At 74.7% G+C, this 17,614-nt stretch carries 15 protein-coding genes; 7 read left to right on the plus strand and 8 right to left on the minus strand.

The genetic code is table 11. The annotated features are described in order from the left end of the window. Positions 1-142: 142 nt before the first annotated feature. Positions 143-706 (plus strand): cysteine dioxygenase family protein, encoded by a 564-nt coding sequence (locus KPL57_RS35295; protein WP_226354895.1) that lies wholly within the window; start codon positions 143-145, stop codon positions 704-706. After that, positions 703-1,137 (plus strand): rhodanese-like domain-containing protein, encoded by a 435-nt coding sequence (locus KPL57_RS35300; protein WP_226354896.1) that lies wholly within the window; start codon positions 703-705, stop codon positions 1,135-1,137. Before KPL57_RS35295 ends, KPL57_RS35300 begins: the two co-directional genes overlap by 4 nt. Here the strand turns inward: KPL57_RS35300 and KPL57_RS35305 are convergent. After that, the gene (locus tag KPL57_RS35305) at positions 1,083-1,739 is read right to left on the minus strand and encodes a TetR/AcrR family transcriptional regulator (RefSeq protein WP_226354897.1); all 657 of its coding nucleotides are present in this window, start codon (positions 1,737-1,739) and stop codon (positions 1,083-1,085) included. The genes KPL57_RS35300 and KPL57_RS35305 overlap by 55 nt on opposite strands. Before the next feature lie 56 nt (positions 1,740-1,795). On the opposite strand from KPL57_RS35305, the gene KPL57_RS35310 reads away from it, so the two are divergent. Beyond that, positions 1,796-3,016, plus strand: a complete 1,221-nt coding sequence (locus KPL57_RS35310; protein WP_226354898.1) for an oxygenase MpaB family protein — start codon at positions 1,796-1,798, stop codon at positions 3,014-3,016. Between the two features lie 14 nt (positions 3,017-3,030). On the opposite strand, the gene KPL57_RS35315 is transcribed toward KPL57_RS35310, so the two are convergent. Next, the gene (locus KPL57_RS35315; RefSeq protein ID WP_226354899.1) at positions 3,031-4,233 is read right to left on the minus strand and encodes an acyl-CoA dehydrogenase family protein; all 1,203 of its coding nucleotides are present in this window, start codon (positions 4,231-4,233) and stop codon (positions 3,031-3,033) included. Between the two features lie 110 nt (positions 4,234-4,343). On the opposite strand from KPL57_RS35315, the gene KPL57_RS35320 reads away from it, so the two are divergent. After that, complete coding sequence (locus KPL57_RS35320) at positions 4,344-5,501, plus strand: epoxide hydrolase family protein (RefSeq protein WP_226354900.1); 1,158 nt, start codon at positions 4,344-4,346, stop codon at positions 5,499-5,501. A gap of 22 nt (positions 5,502-5,523) precedes the next feature. Here KPL57_RS35320 and KPL57_RS35325 read toward each other — a convergent pair whose 3' ends face one another. From KPL57_RS35325 to KPL57_RS35335, 3 genes are all read right to left on the minus strand, one after another. After that, the gene (locus KPL57_RS35325; RefSeq protein ID WP_226354901.1) at positions 5,524-5,913 is read right to left on the minus strand and encodes a VOC family protein; all 390 of its coding nucleotides are present in this window, start codon (positions 5,911-5,913) and stop codon (positions 5,524-5,526) included. Positions 5,914-5,949: 36 nt separating this feature from the next. Then, positions 5,950-10,341, minus strand: coding sequence for an ATP-dependent RNA helicase HrpA (gene hrpA, locus KPL57_RS35330; RefSeq protein WP_226354902.1), 4,392 nt, complete (start codon positions 10,339-10,341; stop codon positions 5,950-5,952). Between the two features lie 296 nt (positions 10,342-10,637). Next, positions 10,638-11,468, minus strand: coding sequence for a serine hydrolase (locus KPL57_RS35335; RefSeq protein ID WP_226354903.1), 831 nt, complete (start codon positions 11,466-11,468; stop codon positions 10,638-10,640). Between the two features lie 87 nt (positions 11,469-11,555). Here KPL57_RS35335 and KPL57_RS35340 point away from each other — a divergent pair, with 87 nt between their 5' ends. The 3 genes from KPL57_RS35340 to KPL57_RS70560 all read left to right on the plus strand — a co-directional run bounded on the left by KPL57_RS35340 (position 11,556) and on the right by KPL57_RS70560 (position 14,275). Then, complete coding sequence (locus KPL57_RS35340) at positions 11,556-12,317, plus strand: alpha/beta fold hydrolase (protein ID WP_226354904.1); 762 nt, start codon at positions 11,556-11,558, stop codon at positions 12,315-12,317. Next, a complete protein-coding gene (locus tag KPL57_RS35345; protein WP_226354905.1) occupies positions 12,314-13,129 on the plus strand; it encodes a DUF72 domain-containing protein in 816 nt (271 codons plus the stop codon). Before KPL57_RS35340 ends, KPL57_RS35345 begins: the two co-directional genes overlap by 4 nt. 105 nt (positions 13,130-13,234) lie before the next feature. Continuing rightward, a complete protein-coding gene (locus KPL57_RS70560) occupies positions 13,235-14,275 on the plus strand; it encodes an MmpS family transport accessory protein (RefSeq protein ID WP_226354906.1) in 1,041 nt (346 codons plus the stop codon). Between the two features lie 152 nt (positions 14,276-14,427). Here the strand turns inward: KPL57_RS70560 and KPL57_RS35355 are convergent, their stop codons facing one another. Genes KPL57_RS35355 through KPL57_RS35365 form a run of 3 tightly spaced genes read right to left on the minus strand, consistent with a single transcriptional unit; the run spans position 14,428 to position 17,587 of the window. Further along, the gene (locus KPL57_RS35355) at positions 14,428-15,960 is read right to left on the minus strand and encodes a tripartite tricarboxylate transporter permease (RefSeq protein WP_226354907.1); all 1,533 of its coding nucleotides are present in this window, start codon (positions 15,958-15,960) and stop codon (positions 14,428-14,430) included. After that, positions 15,957-16,610 (minus strand): tripartite tricarboxylate transporter TctB family protein, encoded by a 654-nt coding sequence (locus KPL57_RS35360; RefSeq protein ID WP_226354908.1) that lies wholly within the window; start codon positions 16,608-16,610, stop codon positions 15,957-15,959. The genes KPL57_RS35355 and KPL57_RS35360 overlap by 4 nt, the downstream gene beginning before the upstream one ends. Continuing rightward, positions 16,607-17,587: a tripartite tricarboxylate transporter substrate binding protein gene (locus KPL57_RS35365; protein ID WP_226354909.1), complete on the minus strand. Its 981-nt coding sequence runs from the start codon at positions 17,585-17,587 to the stop codon at positions 16,607-16,609. Before KPL57_RS35365 ends, KPL57_RS35360 begins: the two co-directional genes overlap by 4 nt. Positions 17,588-17,614: the final 27 nt, after the last annotated feature.

Here is a 17,614-nt window from a genome sequence, read left to right on the forward strand (position 1 = left end):
GTGATGCCATTCCCGGCATGAGTCAGGCAGCGACCCTCGGACCCCTGTGGGGCACCCGTCGCGCCGACCACTTCGACCAGGGCTGTCGCCCGAGCTGAGTCCCCCGACCACGCTCGCCCGACCTTTCCCCTGGAGCACCACCGTGTCCGCGCCTGCCTCCCTGCCCGCGTCCCGCCCCGCCCGCCTGCGCGTCCCGCACGCGCGGCCCGTCACCGCGCCCACCCCGTACGGCCTCGAGGACCTGCAGGAGCTGACCCGCGAGATCGCCGCCGAGGTGCGCTCCGGGCAGCACGACGTCGTCGTCGACCCGGACCGCCGCTGGTACCGGCTGCTGCGCAGCGACGGCTTCGTCGACGTCTGGCTGATCAGCTGGGCCACCGAGCAGATCGCGGAGCTGCACGACCACGCCGGGTCGCTCGGCGCCCTCACCGTCGTGTCCGGCTCGCTGACCGAGCGCCGCTGGAGCGGCCCGTCCGGGCTGCGCACCCGCACCCTGCGCCACGGCCGCGGCGCCGGGTTCCCGCTGGGCCACGTGCACGACGTCGCGAACACCGCCGACGCCCCCGCGGTGAGCGTGCACGCCTACTCGCCGCCGCTGTCGGCGATGTCGTACTACGACGTCGAGGAGGTCGCGGGCACCACCGGGCACCAGCGCCTGCGCCGCACCCGCACCGAGCTCGTCGAACCCGGCCAGGGTGTCGGATGAGCCGCACCGTCGCCGACCTGCTCGCCGCCGCCCGCGCCCGGCTCGACCGGCCCGACCCGCGGCGGGCCGCGGAGCTCGCCGCCGCCGGGGCGCACCTGGTCGACACCCGGCCCGGGTGGCAGCGCCGCGAGGAGGGGCAGATCCCGGGCGCGCTGGTCATCGAGCGCAACCACCTGGAGTGGCGCCTCGACCCGACCTCCGACGCCCGCGTCCCCGAGGCCGTCGACCACGACGTCGCCTGGGTGCTGTTCTGCTCCGAGGGCTACAGCTCCAGCCTGGCGGCCGCGTCGCTGCAGGACATCGGGCTGCACCGGGCCACCGACGTCGACGGCGGGTTCCGCGCCTGGGCCGCGGCCGGACTCCCGGTCGAGGCAGGTCAGGACGGCCCGTCCGACGCCACCCGCCCGCCGGACAGGCGCGCGTCGAGGTAGCCCGCGACCAGCGCGGTCAGCTCGTCGACGACGACCGCCCGCGCGAACCCGGGCCGCTCCAGCACGTAGCCGGTGGTCAGGTGCTCGACGGTCCGCACGACCGTCCACGCCGCGGCCCGCGCCGCGTCGGTGTCCTCGACGCCGCGGGTGAGCAGCACCGTGGTGACCAGGTCGTCGATCCGGCCGGCGAACGCGGCCCGGCGCCCGCCGGGGGAGCGCGGCAGCTGCTCGACGATCACCCGCAGCAGGTCCGGCTCCTCGCCGAACGTGTCGAGCAGCGCCTCCAGGGTCGCGCGCACGGCCGGAGCGGTGCCCGCCCCCGGCCCGGCCGCGGCGACCGAGTCGAGGAACGCGCGCGAGACGCGAGCCTCCATCGCGTCGAGGTAGCGGTCCAGCACCTCGGTCAGCACCGCGTCCTTGTCCGGGAAGTACTGGTAGAGCGACCCGGGCGACACCCCGGCGGCGGCCGCGATCCGGTTCGTCGACGCGCCGTCGTACCCGCGGGTGACCAGCACGTCCCGGCCCGCCGCGACGATCCGCTCCACCATCGCCCGGGACCGCTCCTGGCGCGGCTCGCGCCGCCGGGCCCCGCGGCCGCTCACCGGGTGCCCCGGAACGCGCGTTGAAGGCGAGCATTCGCTCGTGTCAGCATCGGTCCATGCTGGCAGAGCCGCCCGTCGCCCCGCGACGCTTCCGCAGTGCGCCCGAGCGCGCAGCGCGGATCGCCCGTCCGCTCGGCCTGGTCGCCGGGGTCCGCGACCCCGACCCCGCGCTGCTCGCCGAGATCGGCCGCCGGATGTTCACCCGCGACGAGACCGGCGCCGCGCTTGCCCGCGCGATGGGCCGCGCCCGCGGTGACACCGGCCGCGTGACCATGCGGGCGCTGCACACCGCGCTGGCCGCGGGCACCGCGCCGGCCGACGCGCCGCCCGCGCTGCGGGACTTCCTCGCCGCCGTCACCCCGGACCCGGACTGGCTCGACCGGGACCTGCTCGAGTGCGGCGCCCGCGCCTACCGCAGGCTCGGCCGCAGCCGCGACGACGTGCTGCTGGGACTCTCGCTGATCGGCGGCTACCGCTACGGCGGCCCCACCGAGCTGCTCGTCCGCACCGGCGGGCTCACCGGCGCCGGCGCGATGCGCCGCCTCGGGGAGACCCAGGCGTGGGCGTTCGCCGTCAGCCGTCCCGGCGGCATGGCGCCCGGCGGGGAGGGCTGGGCGGCGACGCTGCACGTGCGCGCCATGCACGCGCTCGTCGCGGAGCGCTTCGAGCGCGGCGACCGCTACGACGTCGCCACCCACGGGCTGCCGATCAACCAGGCCGACGCCGCGGCCACGCTCGGGCTGTTCAACAGCACCGCGGTCCTCGGCTGCCGCCTGCTCGGACGGCACGTCCCGCGCGCCGACGGCGACGCGATCATGCACCTGTGGCGCTACGTCGGGTGGCTGATGGGCGTCGACGACGACTGGCTGTTCGACACCGAGCGCGCCCAGAACGCGTTCAACCACCACATCGTGCTGGCCCAGGGCGACGTCACCCCGGCAGGCCCGCTGCTCGCGGGCGCGCTCGTCGAGGGGCTGCGCAGCGAGCGGACCGGTGGCCCCGCCGACCGGCTCCGCGGCGCCTGGGAGCGACGACGGCTGCTGTCGCTGCTGCGGGTGTTCCTGCGCGCCGAGGGCCTGCGCGACCTGGACCTGCCGGTGACCGCGGCGTGGATGTGGCCGTCGCAGGTGCTGCGCAACCTGGTCGAGTCGCTGTTGGTCGCCCGGACCGCGCGCGGGCGGCGGTGGCTGGAACGGCGCTCGGACCGCCGCGTCGAGGCCGACCTGGCTCGCCGCTTCGGCCGCGACACGCCCGGCCCCCGCGACCTGGCCGCCTGACCCTCCCGCCGGGATCAGGTGAACGCGCTGATCCCGGTCACGTCCCGGCCGACGATCAGGGTCTGGATCGTCTCGGTGCCCTCGAAGGTGTGGATGGCCTCGATGTCGGCCCAGTGCCGCACGACGTGGTGCTCCAGCAGGATCCCGTTGCCGCCGAGCAGGTCCCGCGCCTCGGAGAGGATCTTGCGGGCGGTCCGGGTGTTGTGCATCTTCGCCAGCCCCGCGACGGTCGGGGACAGCTTGCCCACCTCGGCGAGCCGGGCGGACTGCATGCAGTAGAGCTGCATGCCGGTCAGGTCGGCGAGCATCGCGACGAGCCGCTGCTGCACGATCTGGAAGCTCGCCAGCGGCTTGCCGAACTGCTCGCGCTCCAGGGCGTAGCGCAGGGCGGCGTCGTAGCCGGCGGTCGCGTGGCCCAGGGCCATCCAGGCGCAGGTGCCCCGGGTGGTGGCCAGCACCGCGGCGCAGTCGGCGAACGTCCGCGCCTGCGCCAGCCGGTTCTCCTCCGGCACCCGGACCCCGTCGAGCTCGATGTCGGCCTGCCAGAGCGCGCGCAGCGACACCTTCCCCGGGATGACGGTGGCCTCGTAGCCCTCCGCCGGGGTCTCGACGACGAACCCGAGCACCTCGCCGGAGTCGGTGTCGCGCGCCCACACGACCACCAGGTCCGCGACGCTGCCGTTGCCGATCCAGCGCTTCGACCCGCGCAGCACCCAGTGGTCGCCGTCGCGGGTCGCGGTGGTCTCCAGCGCGACCGAGTCCGATCCGTGCATCGGCTCGGTCAGCGCGAACGCGCCCAACTTGTCCATGGTGGACATCGACGGCAGCCAGCGCTGCTTCTGCTCCTCCGAGCCGCACATCGCGATCGCCTTCATCGCCAGGCCCGCGTGCACCCCGAGGAACGTGCCGAGCGAGCCGTCGCCGCGGTGCAGCTCCATGTGCACGAGGCCGAGCGCGAGCGGGCTCATCCCGGCCGCCCCGTAGCCCTGGATGTCCTCGCCGACGATCCCGAGCTCCGGGAGACGCCGGAACAGGTGCCAGGGCAGCTCGGCGCGCTCCCAGTAGTCGTTGATGCCGGGGAGGACCTCGGCGTCGACGAACTTGCGGGTGTCGGCGAAGCGCTGCCACTGCTCGTCGGTGAACTGGTCGCGCACCGAGAAGAAGTCGGTGCCCAGGGCCTCGCCCAGCTCGGTGTACGGAGTGGTCGGTGCGGTCATGATCGCGGGCCCCTCGCCGTCGACGGAGACCTGATCCTCACACCGATCCGTCGATCCCGCTGGGCCCGACGAGGACAGGATCCGTCCGGGTCGTCCGGTTCGGTGGACCCATGACCGACGAGACCGTGCATCCGTTCCGGATCGACGTCCCTCAGACACAGCTCGACGACCTGGCCGACCGGCTCTCACGGACCCGCCTCCCCGCCCCGCTGCCGGGCGACGGCTGGGACACCGGCGTCCCCGTCTCCTACCTCGCCGAGCTCGTGGCGCACTGGCGTGACCACTACGACTGGCGCGCCGCCGAGGCGGGGATCAACGCGTACCCGCAGATCAGGACGGTCGTCGACGGCCAGGACGTCCACGCCCTGCACGTCCGCTCCCCGGAACCGGGCGCGCTGCCGCTGGTGCTCACCCACGGGTGGCCGGGCTCGGTCGTGGAGTTCCTCGACGTCATCGGCCCGCTGACCGACCCCGCGGCCCACGGTGGCGACCCGGCGGACGCGTTCCACGTGGTGGTCCCGTCGCTGCCGGGGTTCGGCTTCTCCGGCCCCGTCGCCGACGACGGGTGGACCACGACCCGGATCGCCCGGGCCTGGGACGAGCTGATGCGCCGGCTCGGGTACGACCGCTACGGCACCCAGGGCGGCGACATCGGGGCCGCCGTCGCCCCCGAGGTCGGCCGGGTCGCACCGGACCGGGTGGTCGGCGTGCACGTGAACGGCAGCCTCGGCGCGCCGATGCACACCCTGACCGAGGACGAGACGGCCGCGCTGACCGACGCCGAACGCGACCGCGTGCGGCGGATCGGTGCCTTCATGCAGGAGGAGTTCGGCTACATCGCGATCCAGTCCACCCGGCCGCAGCTCGTCGGCGCCGCGCTCACCGACTCCCCGGTCGGGCAGCTCGCCTGGGTCCTGGACAAGTTCCGGGAGTGGACCCACCCGCGGCACGAGCTGCCCGACCGCATCCTCGACCGCGACCGGCTGCTGACGAACGTGATGCTCTACTGGCTGACCGGCACGGCCGGGTCGTCGGCCTACGTCGGCTACGCGCTCGACGCCGGCAGCTGGGGCGAGCCCGAGCGGCCCTCCGGCGTCCCGACCGGGGTGATCCAGTTCGCGCACGACGTCGGCATCCGGCGCTACGCCGAGCCCGCGCACCACATCACCCGCTGGACCGAGGTGGACCGCGGCGGGCACTTCGCCGCCCTGGAGGAGCCGGAGCTGCTGGTCGACGACGTGCGCGCGTTCTTCCGCGACCTGCGCTGACCCCCGCTCCGGGTCTCCGGGGCTACTCCCGGACCAGGCAGAACGGGTGCCCGATCGGGTCGAGGAAGACGCGGAAGCTCTCCGGTGCGGGCTGGACCTCGTGCCTGGTGGCCCCGAGCGCCAGCACCGCGGCCTCCCCGGCATCGAGGTCGGGCACGTCGAAGTCGACGTGCCCGCGCTGCGGCCGCACCTGCCCGGGCCACTCCGGCGGGGTGAACTCCCCCTCGGAGATCTGCTGGAACGCGAGCGTCGCGCCCGCGCCGCCCGGGTCGAGCTCGACCCAGTCGGGGTCGGTGTCGGTGGGCCCCTTGACCGGCCAGCCGGTGATCGCCGAGTAGAACCGGGCGAGCTCCAGCGGGTCCGGGCAGTCGAGCGCGAACAGTGCGAACCTGGCAACGGGTGCATCGGTCATGGCGGCAGTGTGCCTGCGACCCCCGACAGTCACGCCTCAGAGCGCGTCGATCGCCCGCTCGATCCGCTGCACCGACACCGGATGGCGGGTCTTCATCGGATGCGCGTACAGCGAGATGCGCAGCTCCTCGACCATCCACCCGATCTCGCGCAGCGCGGGCGACGGCGGCGTGTGCTCGGGCAGGGCGGCCAGCAGCCCGCGGTACTCGGCCTCGACCGGCGCGATCTCGGCGGTCCACCGGGCGTCGCGGGCGGGGTCGGCACGCAGCTTCTCCAGCCGCAGCTCGCAGCCCTGCAGGTAGCGCTTCATGTCGCCGAGCCGGGTCGCCCCGGCGGCGGTGACGAAGCCCGGCGCGGTCAGCCGGCCCACGACCGCCGTCACGTCCGCGACGCCGTCGCGGGTGGCGGGGCCGCGCAGGTCCGCCAGCGCCGCACCGACCCGGTGCCAGACCTCCAGCACGCCGCGGACGGCGTCGAAGACCTGCAACGTCGTCGACGGCAGCCGCATCCGCAGCAGCTCCGCGAGCCGCGCGTACTGCGCCTCGTCGAACGGGTCGCCGCCGCCCCGGGCCATCAGGTGATCGGCCGCGGCGGTGGTGCAGTCGTCGAGCAGGGCGTCGAGCGAGCCGTGCGGGTTGCGCGACAGGGCCAGCCGCGCCCGGTTGTCCAGGCCGCGTTGCACCTGCTTCCCCGGGTGGGTGGTGGTGAGCAGCAGGAGCCGCCGGGCGCCGCGGTGGTGGGCGGGGTCGCGCTCGGGCGCCGTCGCGTACACCCGGACGTCGGCGCTCGTGCCGCGGTCGCGCAGCCCCGGGTAGCCGGTGACCGTGTGCGCGCCGCGCCGGATCGGCAGCTCGCGGGGGAGCTCGCCGATCGTCCACGACGTCAGGCCGGTCGCCTCGACCTCGCTGCCCGCGGCGGCCAGCTCCTCGCGGACCTTCGGGGCGAGGGCGCGGCGCAGCCGGTCCAGGTCGGTGTCGCGGGCCAGCTCGGCACCGGACTCGTCGAGCACCCGGAAGGTCACCGTCAGGTGCTCGGGCAGCCGCTCCAGCTCCCAGTCCTCGCGCCGGATGTGCACGTCGCGCATCCGGCCGAGCTCGTCCTCCAGGACGTCCAGCAGCGGGCGCCGGCCGGTCTCGCCGCGCAGCCGGGCCAGCACCGCCTTCGCGTGGTCCGGGGCGGGGGAGAAGTTGCGCCGCAGGTTCCGCGGCAGCGTCCGGATCAGCGCGGTGACGAGCTCCTCGCGCAGCCCGGGCACCTGCCAGGTGAACGGCGTCGGGTCGACCTGGTTCAGCGCGGCCACCGGCACGTCGACGGTCACGCCGTCCTCGTGGTGGCCGGGCTCGAACGCGTAGGACAGCGGCAGGGTCAGCCCGCCCGCCTCGACGTGGTCGGGGTAGTGGGCGCGGTCGACCTGCTTCGCGGCCTCGGTCGCGAGCATCTCCTCGGTGTAGGTCAGCCGGTCCGGGGCCTGCCTCGACTCCTTCTTCCACCACCGGTCGAAGTGCGCTCCGGAGACGACGTCGGCGGGGACCCGCTCGTCGTAGAAGGCGAACAGGGTGTCCTCGTCGACGACCAGGTCGCGGCGCCGCGCCCGGTGCTCCAGCTCCTCGGCGCTGTCGAGCAGCTCCCGGTTGGCGTGGAAGAACGGGTGCCGGGTCTCCCAGTCGCCCTCGACGAGGGCGTGCCGCAGGAACAGGTCGCGGCTCACCTCGGCGTCGATCCGGCCGTAGGCGACGCTGCGGTCGGCGACCAGCGGCAGCCCGTGCAGGGTGACCCGTTCGGTCGCGACGGCGGACGCGCGCTTGCGTGACCAGCGCGGTTCCGAATATGTCTTCTTGACGAGATGTCCGGCGAGGGGTTCGATCCAGTCCGGCTGGACCGGTGCGACGGTCCGCGCCCACAATCTCGTCGTCTCGACGAGTTCGGCGGCCATCACCCAGCGCGGGGGCTTGCGCGCCAGCCCCGAGCCGGGCCAGATCGCGAACTTCGCGCCGCGGGCGCCGAGGTAGTCCTTCGGGCCCTTCCGCTCCTTCTTCCCGTCCTTGCCCTTCTCCGCCAGGGGGTCCTGCATGCCGACCTGCGACAGCAGCCCGGCGAGGACGGACTGGTGGATCCGGTCGGCGTGCCGCGGCCACTCCGGGTCGTGGTCGTTCAGATCCATGCCGGAGCTGCGGGCGGCCTGGCGGAGCTGGCCGTGCAGGTCCCACCACTCGCGGACCCGCAGGTAGTGCAGGAAGTCCTCGCGCAGCTCGCGGCGGAACCGGCTGCCCGACAGCTCGTCGCGGCGGGCGTTCAGGTGGTCCCACAGCCGCAGGTAGGCCAGGAAGTCCGAGCCGTCCTCACCGAAGCGGCGGTGCCGCTCGTCGGCGGCCTGGCGCTGCTCGGTGGGCCGCTCGCGTGGGTCCTGCACGCTCAGCGCGGCGGCGATGACCAGCACCTCGCGCAGGCACCCGTTGCGGTGCGCCTCCACGAGCATCCGGCCCAGCCGCGGGTCCACCGGCAGCCGCGCCAGCGACTGCCCGACCGCGGTGAGCGAGCGCCGGTCCGGGCGGAGCGCGCCGAGCTCGTGCAGCAGGTCCAGACCGTCGGCGACGGCGCGGCGGTCCGGCGGCTCGACGAACGGGAACTCCGAGATCTCGCCCAGGTCCAGGGCGATCATCTGCAGCACGACCGACGCCAGGTTGGTCCGCAGGATCTCCGGGTCGGTGAACTCGGGGCGGGCGTCGAAGTCGTCCTCGGCGTAGAGCCGGATCGCGATGCCGTCGGAGGTACGGCCGCAGCGTCCGGACCGCTGGTTCGCCGAGGCCTGGGAGATCTTCTCGATAGGCAGCCGCTGCACCTTGAGCCGGCGCGAGTAGCGCGAGATGCGCGCGGTGCCGGTGTCGACGACGTAGCGGACGCCGGGGACGGTCAGCGAGGTCTCGGCGACGTTGGTGGCGAGCACGACCCGGTTGCCCGCGTGCGGCGCCCAGACGCGCTGCTGCTCGGCCGTCGAGAGGCGGGCGTAGAGCGGCAGGATCTCGGTGTTCCGCAGGTTGCGCCGCTCCAGGGCCTCGGTGGCCTCGCGGATCTCGCGCTCGCCGGGCAGGAACACCAGCACGTCGCCGGGGCCCTCGCGCTGGAGCTCGACGACGGCGTCGCCGATCGCGTCGTCCAGCTCGCGGTCGGGGTCGGCGTCCGGGTCGTCCGGGTCGACGACGGGGCGGTAGCGCACCTCGACCGGGAACGTGCGCCCCGAGACCTCGACGATCGGGGCCGGGGTCGGGTCGCCGCCGTCGGTGGCCGCGCCGAAGTGCCGGGCGAAGCGCTCCGGGTCGATCGTCGCCGAGGTGATGACGACCTTGAGGTCCGGACGGCGGGGGAGCAGCCGGGTGAGGTACCCGAGGATGAAGTCGATGTTGAGGCTGCGCTCGTGCGCCTCGTCGATGATCAGCGTGTCGTAGGCCAGCAGGTCCTTGTCGCCGGCCAGCTCGGCCAGCAGGATGCCGTCGGTCATCAGCTTGACCATGGTCGAGTCGCCGACGGCGTCGGTGAACCGGACCTTCCAACCGACCGCCCCGCCGAGCTCGACGCCCAGCTCCTCGGCGATCCGGGTGGCGACGGTGCGCGCGGCGAGCCGCCGCGGCTGGGTGTGCCCGATCATCCCGTGCACACCGCGGCCCAGCTCGAGGCAGATCTTCGGCAGCTGCGTCGTCTTCCCGGATCCGGTCTCCCCGGCGACGATCACGACCTGGTTGTCGCGGATCGCGTCGGCGATCTCCTCGCGGCGCGCGGAGACCGGCAGCGTCGCGGGGTAGGAGATCCGCGGCAGCGCGGCGCGGCGGCGTTCCACGCGGTGCTCGGCCTTCGCGACGGCGTCGGCGACCCGCTGCTGGGCGCGCCCGTCGCGGGCCCGGTCCAGCCGGCCGCGCAGCCGCTCGGCCTCGGCCGGGCCGAGCGCGTCGAGGCGCTCGCGCAGGGCGGTGAGCTCGGCGTCGTCGAGCGGGGGGAGCGGCGGCTCGGCGGAGTCGCGGCCGTCGCCGGCGGCGCGACGGCGCGGGCGGCCGGCGTCGGTCTCCCCGGCCGGGGCGGGGCCCGCCTGGTCCGGGCCGTCGCGGTCGGGGCCGCGACGGCCGGGCTGGTCGGGGCCGGGCGCCGTGACGGCAGCGCGCCGACCCCGAGGCCCGCGGCGGCGCTGCGTCGATGCACGGCGGCGCTGCTGATCGCGGGCCGGGACGCCGCGCGCGGCGCCCTCCGTCCCGGGGGCGGCCTGCGCTGCGGCGAGGTCCGATGAGGTGGTCTCGTGTGGAGGTGTGTCCTGCGGGGTGCCGGAGTTCCCGCCGCGCGGCTGGTGGTCGCCCCGTGCGCCGGGACGGCGGCGGGGTCGGCGCGGACGGTCGTGCGACGACGGCTGTGCGGAAGTCGGAGACGGGACGGGTTCGCTGGACATCGTTCGTTCAGTCTGCCTGCTCGCCCGGGACCGGGCGTGCGCCGACCATGGTGACCGGCCTCGCAGGCGTCGTCGAATGGATTTCGGGAAGGGGAGGTATGGGGTCCGAACCGGACGCCGGTCGCCTCGCGGCGAGTGGCGCACCGCGGCTCCAGCCGAACGGAACTCCACGGCGGCGGTTATCTATTGCGGCCCGGGGACTCGGTTCGCCCGGCTCGGACAGTCGTTCCAACGGAGGGGGGCCCGGGATCATTCCCGGCCACCCGGATTTTCTCCGTGCGCGCTCGCGTCGCAGGTCAGGGGTGGGGCAGCGCCGCCAGCACCCCGTCCGTCCACGGCGTCCACGCCTCGATCGCCCACGGCCCGAAGTCCCGGTCGGTCAGCACGACGGCCGCGGCGCCCGCGTCCGGGTCGACCCACAGGAAGGTGCCGGACTGGCCGAAGTGCCCGAAGGTCCGCGGCGACGAGCCCTCCCCGGTCCAGTGCGGGGACTTGCCGTCGCGGATCTCCAGGCCGAGGCCCCAGTCGTTCGGCTTCTGCCGGCCGTAGCCCGGCAGGAGCCCGTCGAGGCCGGGGTAGGCGACCGTGGTCGCCTCGGCGACGGTCCGCGGGTCCAGCAGCTGCGGGGCCTGCAGCTCCGCGGCGAAGCGCGCCAGGTCGTCGACGGTCGACACGGCACCGGCGCCCGCGGAGCCCTTCAACCGGGTGTGCCCCATCCCGAGCGGGGTGCAGACGGCCTCGTGCAGGTACTCGGCGAACCCGATGCCGGTGGCGGCCGCGATGGTCTCGGCGAGCACCGCGAAGCCGGTGTTGGAGTAGATCCGCTTCTCACCGGGGGCGGCCTTGACCTCGTCGGTGTCGAACGCCAGGCCCGAGGTGTGCGCGATCAGGTGTCGCACGGTCGCGCCGTCCGGGCCGGCCGCGTCGTCCCAGTCGACGGCGCCCTCCTCGACCGCGACGAGCACCGCGTAGGCCGAGAGCAGCTTGGTCACCGAGGCCAGCCCGAACTCGCGGTCGGTGTCGCCCGCGGTGGCGAGCACCGTGCCGTCCGCGGCGACGACGGCGGCGCCCACGTGGTCGACCGGCCAGTCCAGGACCCGGCGCACCGCCGGGGCGAGCTCGGTCACGACGCGAGGTGCGGTCGGGTACGCATGGCGTCCATCCTGGCAAACGGGCGGCTCTCCGGTCGCCCCGAGACCGGCCCGGGAGGACGCGTGCCCCTGCACCACGAGGTGACCGGGTCGGGACCGCCGCTGCTGCTGATCCAGGGCGGCGCGTCCGAGGCGGGCGCGGCGCGGATGCTCGTCGACGAGCTGGCCGTGACCCACCGGGTGCTCACCTACGACCGTCGCGGGATCGGGCGCAGCCCCGCCGACGACGGCCCGGTCCCGCTCGCCGCACACGCCGACGACGCCGCCGGGTTGCTGGCCGGCACCGGACCCGCGGCCGTCGTGGGGGTGAGCATCGGCGCGGTGATCGGGCTGCTGCTCGCCGTCCGGCACCCGGGTCTGGTCACGACGCTCGTCGCGCACGAGCCGCCGCTGCCCGGCCTGGTCCGCGACGCGGCCCGCGAGGCCGCCATGGACCGGGTCGCGGACCTCGTCGCACGTGACGACATCGGCGCCGCGATCCGGATGATGGCCGTGCTGACCTCCGGCGACGACCCGGTCGAGCCCGGATACCGGCCCGAGCCGCCGTCGGGGAACCCGGAGCCCGCGCTGCGCCGGTTCCTGCGCCACGACGTCCCGGCCGTGCGGGCCGCGCGGATCGACCCGGCCGACGTCACCGCGAGCGGGGTGCGGGTGATCCCCACCGGCGGCTACGAGTCGCGCGGGCGCTGGGAGCACCGGTGCGCCGAGGCGCTGGCGGCCGGGATCGGACGGGGCCTGGTCGAGCTGCCCGGGGGCCACGACGGTCCGGTGACCCACCCGGTCGCGGCCGCCGCGGCGCTGCGCGGGCTGGTCGGCGGCACGTGAGCGGAACGGTGCTGGTCGGCACGTCGGGATGGCGCTACCCGCCGTGGCGCGGCACGTTCTACCCGCCCGGGCTGGTGCAGCGCCGCGAGCTGGAGTACCTGTCCCGGCAGGTCACCTCGATCGAGATCAACGGGTCGTTCTACTCGCTGCAACGCCCGGAGAGCTACCGCGCCTGGGCCGAACAGGTGCCCGCCGGGTTCGTGTTCGCGGTGAAGGGCCCGCGGTTCGTGACGCACCTCAAGCAGCTGCGCGACGTCGCGGTGCCGGTCGCGAACTTCCTCGCCTCCGGGGTGCTCGGCCTGGGGCCGGCGCTGGGCCCGGTGCTGTGGCAGCTACCGCCCCGGATGCGGTTCGACGCCGACCGGGTGGCCCGCTTCCTGGAGCTGCTGCCGGCGAGCACCACGGCCGCCGCCCGGGCCGCGACCGGGCACGACGAGCGGCTCGACGGCCGGGCGCTGGTCGAGACCGACGCCGACCGTCCGCTGCGGCACGCGGTCGAGCCGCGGCACCCGTCGTTCCGGGACCCGGCGTTCACCGCGCTGCTGCGCGAGCACGGGGTCGCACTGGTGCTGTCGGACTCCGCGGGCACCTGGCCGGTGTTCGACGAGGTCATCGCCGACCTCGTCTACCTGCGGCTGCACGGCCAGGGCGAGCTCTACGCCGGTGGCTACACCGCCGAGGCGCTCGACGGCTGGGCCGCCCGCATCCGGGCCTGGCGCGACGCCGGGCACGACGTCGTCTGCTACTTCGACAACGACGCGAAGGTCCACGCACCGACCGACGCCCGGGCCCTGCTCGACCGCCTCGGCTGACCTGTTCGGTCCTGTGCCCGCACGGCCGAACGGACCTGTCCTCACATTTGTTGATAAGGGCGGGCCGGCTGATACGCGGGCCGCCGTCGCCGCGACAGCCGTGACGTGACCACTCCGCAGAACCGCCACGGCGCCCCGGACCTCTCCGGCCCGCCGCAGCAGCAGTCCGGCCCGCACCGTGTCCCGCAGCAGTACCCGGGCCCCCAGGGCCCCGGCCGCCACCAGCAGCAGTACGCGCAGGACCCGCGCGGTGCCGCGCCGCAGGGCTGGGCGCCGCACCACCAGCCCCGGCCGCAGCACTCCGGCGGGCACCCGAACCCCTACTACGACGGCCACCCCGAGGTCCCCTTCGGCGGGCCGCCCTTCGGCCGCACCAACCCGGGTGGGCTGCCGCAGCAGCAGGCCCGCGGCCCCCAGCAGCAGGCCGCCGGCGCGCAGCCCTGGCCGAGCGCGGCCCAGCGGGCCGGCGTCCCGCAGCAGCGCACCGCGGCCCCCGCCGTCGCACCGGCCGTCGCGCCGCGCAACGGATTCGGCGTCACCGCGCTGGTGCTCGGCATCCTGGGCCTGCTGTTCTCCTTCATCCCGATCATCGGGATGATCGCCTGGCCGCTGGTGCTGCTGGGCCTGCTGTTCGGTGTGCTCGGTGTCGTCCGGGCGAGCAGGGGCCGCGCGGACAACCGCGGCGTCGCGATCGCGGGCACCGTGCTCTCGGCGATCGGCCTGGTCATCTGCGTCGTCTACGCCTCGGTCGTCGCCGCGGCGGTGTCCGGCCTGCCGACGACCGTGCCGACCGCGGCCCCGGCCGTGACCGCACCCGAGTCCGACGCCGTCGCCTCGGCCCCCGCCGCGTCCACCGGCGGCGACGTGATCACCTACGAGGTCACCGGGTCCGGCACCGCCGGGAACATCACCTACGTCAAGGACGACAAGATGGGGATGGAGCAGGTCAACGGGACCTCGCTGCCGTGGACCAAGGAGGTCACCTTCGACTCCGGTGTCCTCACCTTCCAGCCGCTGTCGCTGGTGGCCCAGTCCGGTTCCGGCGGGAACGGCGAGATCACCTGCCGCATCCTGCGCAACGGCGAGGAGATCACCTCCTCGACCAGCTCGGGTCCCTACGCGGTCGTGAGCTGCAACGACAGCTGACCCACCACCCGTACGCCGGGACGCTCCACAGCGACGCGCCCGCGCAGTCGCTGGAGTGGTCACGCACGACGAGCGTCCCGACGGACGACGAGGCCCTCCCCGGGGACGCCCGGGGAGGGCCTCCGTACGTCCGGGCGGGCCCGGCCCGGGACTCAGCGGCCGGCGCCGACCAGCCGGTCGCCGTCGCCGGACCGGGAACGGGACCGGACGGCCCGCACGACGACGGCCAGCACCACGAGCAGGAGCAGCCCGTACAGACTCGCGGCGATCGGGCTGTCGACGAGTGCGACCGGGTCGCCGTCGCTGACCGCGAGCGCCCGGCGCAGCTCGGTCTCGGCCAGCGGGCCCAGGATCACCGCGATCAGCATCGGGGCGACCGGGATGCCGTACCGGCGCATCGCGAACCCGAGCAGCCCGATCAGCAGCACGAGCACCAGGTCGAGGATCTTCGCACTGGTCGCGTACACCCCGAGCATCGCGAAGACGCTGATGCCTGCGTAGAGGTAGTGCTTGGGGACCCGCAGCAGCTTCGCCCACAGCGGCGCGAACGGCAGGTTCAGGATGAGCAGCACGACGAGCCCGACGAAGAAGCTCGCCAGCAGGGCCCACACCAGGTCCGGTGCGCGTTCGAACAGCAGCGGACCGGGCTGGAGGCCGTACTGGCGGAACGCGGCCAGCAGGATCGCCGCGGTCGCCGAGGTCGGGAGCCCGAGCGCGAGCAGGGCACCCATGGCGGTGCCCGCGGTGGCGTTGCCGGCTGCCTCCGGACCGGCGACGCCCTGGATCGCGCCTCGGCCGAACATCGGGTTCGCACGCCGCGCGTCGAGCCGCCGTTCGGTGCCGTAGGCCAGGAAGGTCGGCACCTCGGAGCCGCCGACCGGGATGATCCCGAACGGCAGCCCGGTGGCGGTGCCGCGTAGCCAGGCGGGCAGGGCCGCGCGGAACTCGGCGCGGGACAGCCACGGGCGCCCGGGGGAGCGCAGGATGCTGTGGTCGTCCGGGACGCCGCGCCGTGCGGCCTGGTGGAACACCTCGGTCAGGGCGAGCAGGCCGACGGTGATCACGATGATGTCGATCCCGTCGAAGAGCTCGGGCAGGCCTCCGGTGAGGCGGGCGGCACCCGAGATGCCGTCGATGCCCACCACCGAGATCGCGAGGCCCAGGGCGAGCGCGGACAGCCCCCGGACGATCGAGTCCGTGACGACCGCCGAGATCGCGACGAACGCGAACACCGCCAGGGCGAGGTACTCGGCCGGTCCGAACACGGTGGCCAGTGCGGCCAGCGACGGGGCGAAGAACACCACGAGCACGGCGGCGACGACGCCGCCGACGAACGAGGCGATCGCCGATGCGGCCAGTGCCTGGGCGGCCCGTCCGTTGCGGGCCATCGCGTGGCCCTCGATCGACCCCGCGATCGCGGTGGAGTTGCCGGGGGTGTTCATCAGGATCCCGGAGATCGAGTCCCCGAACAGGCCACCGAACAGCACTCCGGCGAACATGATGAACGCGCCGATCGGGTCGAGCGAGAACGTCACCGGCAGCAGCAGGGCCACGGCCATCGCCGACCCCAGGCCGGGAAGCACCCCGACCGCGGTGCCCAGCAACGCACCGACGAGGACCCACAGCATGTTCATGGGCGTCAGGACGGTCGCGAAACCGTCGCCGAGCTGGGTCAGGGTGTTCATCCGAGGACTCCCGCGAGCACGCCCGGAGGCAGGTTGAGCCCGAGGCCGGCCGAGAAGGCGAGCTGCACCGCCGAGGACACGACGAGGGCGAGGAACAGGTCGAACAGCGGGCGCCGGCTGCCCAGCGCACGGGCCATGCCCCAGAACAGCAGGGCTCCCGACAGCAGCCAGCCGACCGGCTGCAGGACGGCGATGAACAGCACCACGACGCCGACGGCCTCCGCGAGCCCGCGCCGGTCGGCCCGTGGGCGGGTGGGCGCGGGGTCGGGCCCGCCGCCGATCCCCGGACCGGGGTCGGAACCGCCGGCCCCCGGCTCGGTGTCGGTGTCGGTGCCGCCGGTCCCCGGCTCCGCGGTCGCGCCGCCGGTGGCCGGGCGGTGAACCTCGGCCGGCTCCGGGCGGCGCAGGACGTCGACGGCGAGGGCGACGGCGAGCACCGTGCAGATGATCGAGGCGATGGCCGGGAACACCTGCGGTCCGGGAGAGGTCGCCGTGGAGGGGACCTCCATCGTGATCGTGCCGACGGCGAGCGTGACGCCCCCGCCGAGCAGCACGAGGGGGACGACCAGGCCGGTCCGGCGTCGCCAGAAGCCCGCTCCGCCGGCCTCCGCGGCCGGTCGGACCGGGTCGGTGGTCGGGGTGGTGGTCACAGTCCGAGCTCCTCGATGATCCCGTCCACGCGGGCCTGGTCGGCGGCGATGAAACGGTCGAACTCCGCGCCGGTCATGAAGGAGTCCTCCCACTTGTTGCGGGCGAGGGTGTCCGCCCAGCGGGGACTGCCGGCCATCTCGGTGATGAGGGCGGTGAGCTCGGCGCGCTGGTCGTCGGTGATCCCGGGCGGGGCCACGACCCCGCGCCAGTTCGACAACGTCACCGGCACGCCCTGCTCGGTCAGCGTCGGCACGTCGATGCCCTCGACCGGCTCCGGCGCGGAGTAGGCCAGCGCCCGCAGGTTCCCGGCCTCGATCTGGTCGGAGAAGTCGTGGAACCCGCTGATCCCGACGGCCACGGTGCCCGACAGCAGCGCGGTCAGCGCCTCCCCGCCGCCGGAGTAGGCGATGTAGTTGATCGCGCCCGGTTCGATACCGGCGCCGCGTGCGGTCAGCCCGGCGAGCAGGTGGTCGGCGCCGCCGAGGCCACCGCCACCGATCGCCTGCCCGTGCGGGTCGGCCCGCCAGGCGTCGAGGAAGTCGTCGAGGGTCCGGAACGGCGACTCCGCCGGCACGACCAGGACGAGGTAGTCCTCGGCGAGCCGGGCGATCGGGGTCGTGTCGTCCAGCGTCGCCGCCGACCCGTTGACGGTGATCGCACCCTCCATGACCGTCCCGGTCATCATCAGCTGGGTCGGGTCGGGGCCGATGTCGGCGAAGCGCGCCAGCCCGATCGTGCCGCCCGCCCCGGGGACGTTGATCACCTGGACGTTGTTCACGATCGCCTCGGCACGCAGCACCTGCTGGGCCTCGCGCAGGGCGAGGTCCCAGCCGCCACCCGGTGCGGCGGGCGCCATCAAGGTCAGCGACGAGCGCGGGTCGGCGCCGGTGGCCGACCCGCTCGCGTCGACGGCAGCGAACCCGGTCAGCACGAGCGTCGCGGCGACGCCCAGTGCCGGGAGCACTCTCCTGTTCACAGACACTCCTTTGTGAGCTGTTCGGGC

The sequence above is a fragment of the Pseudonocardia sp. ICBG601 genome (genome assembly GCF_020496245.1).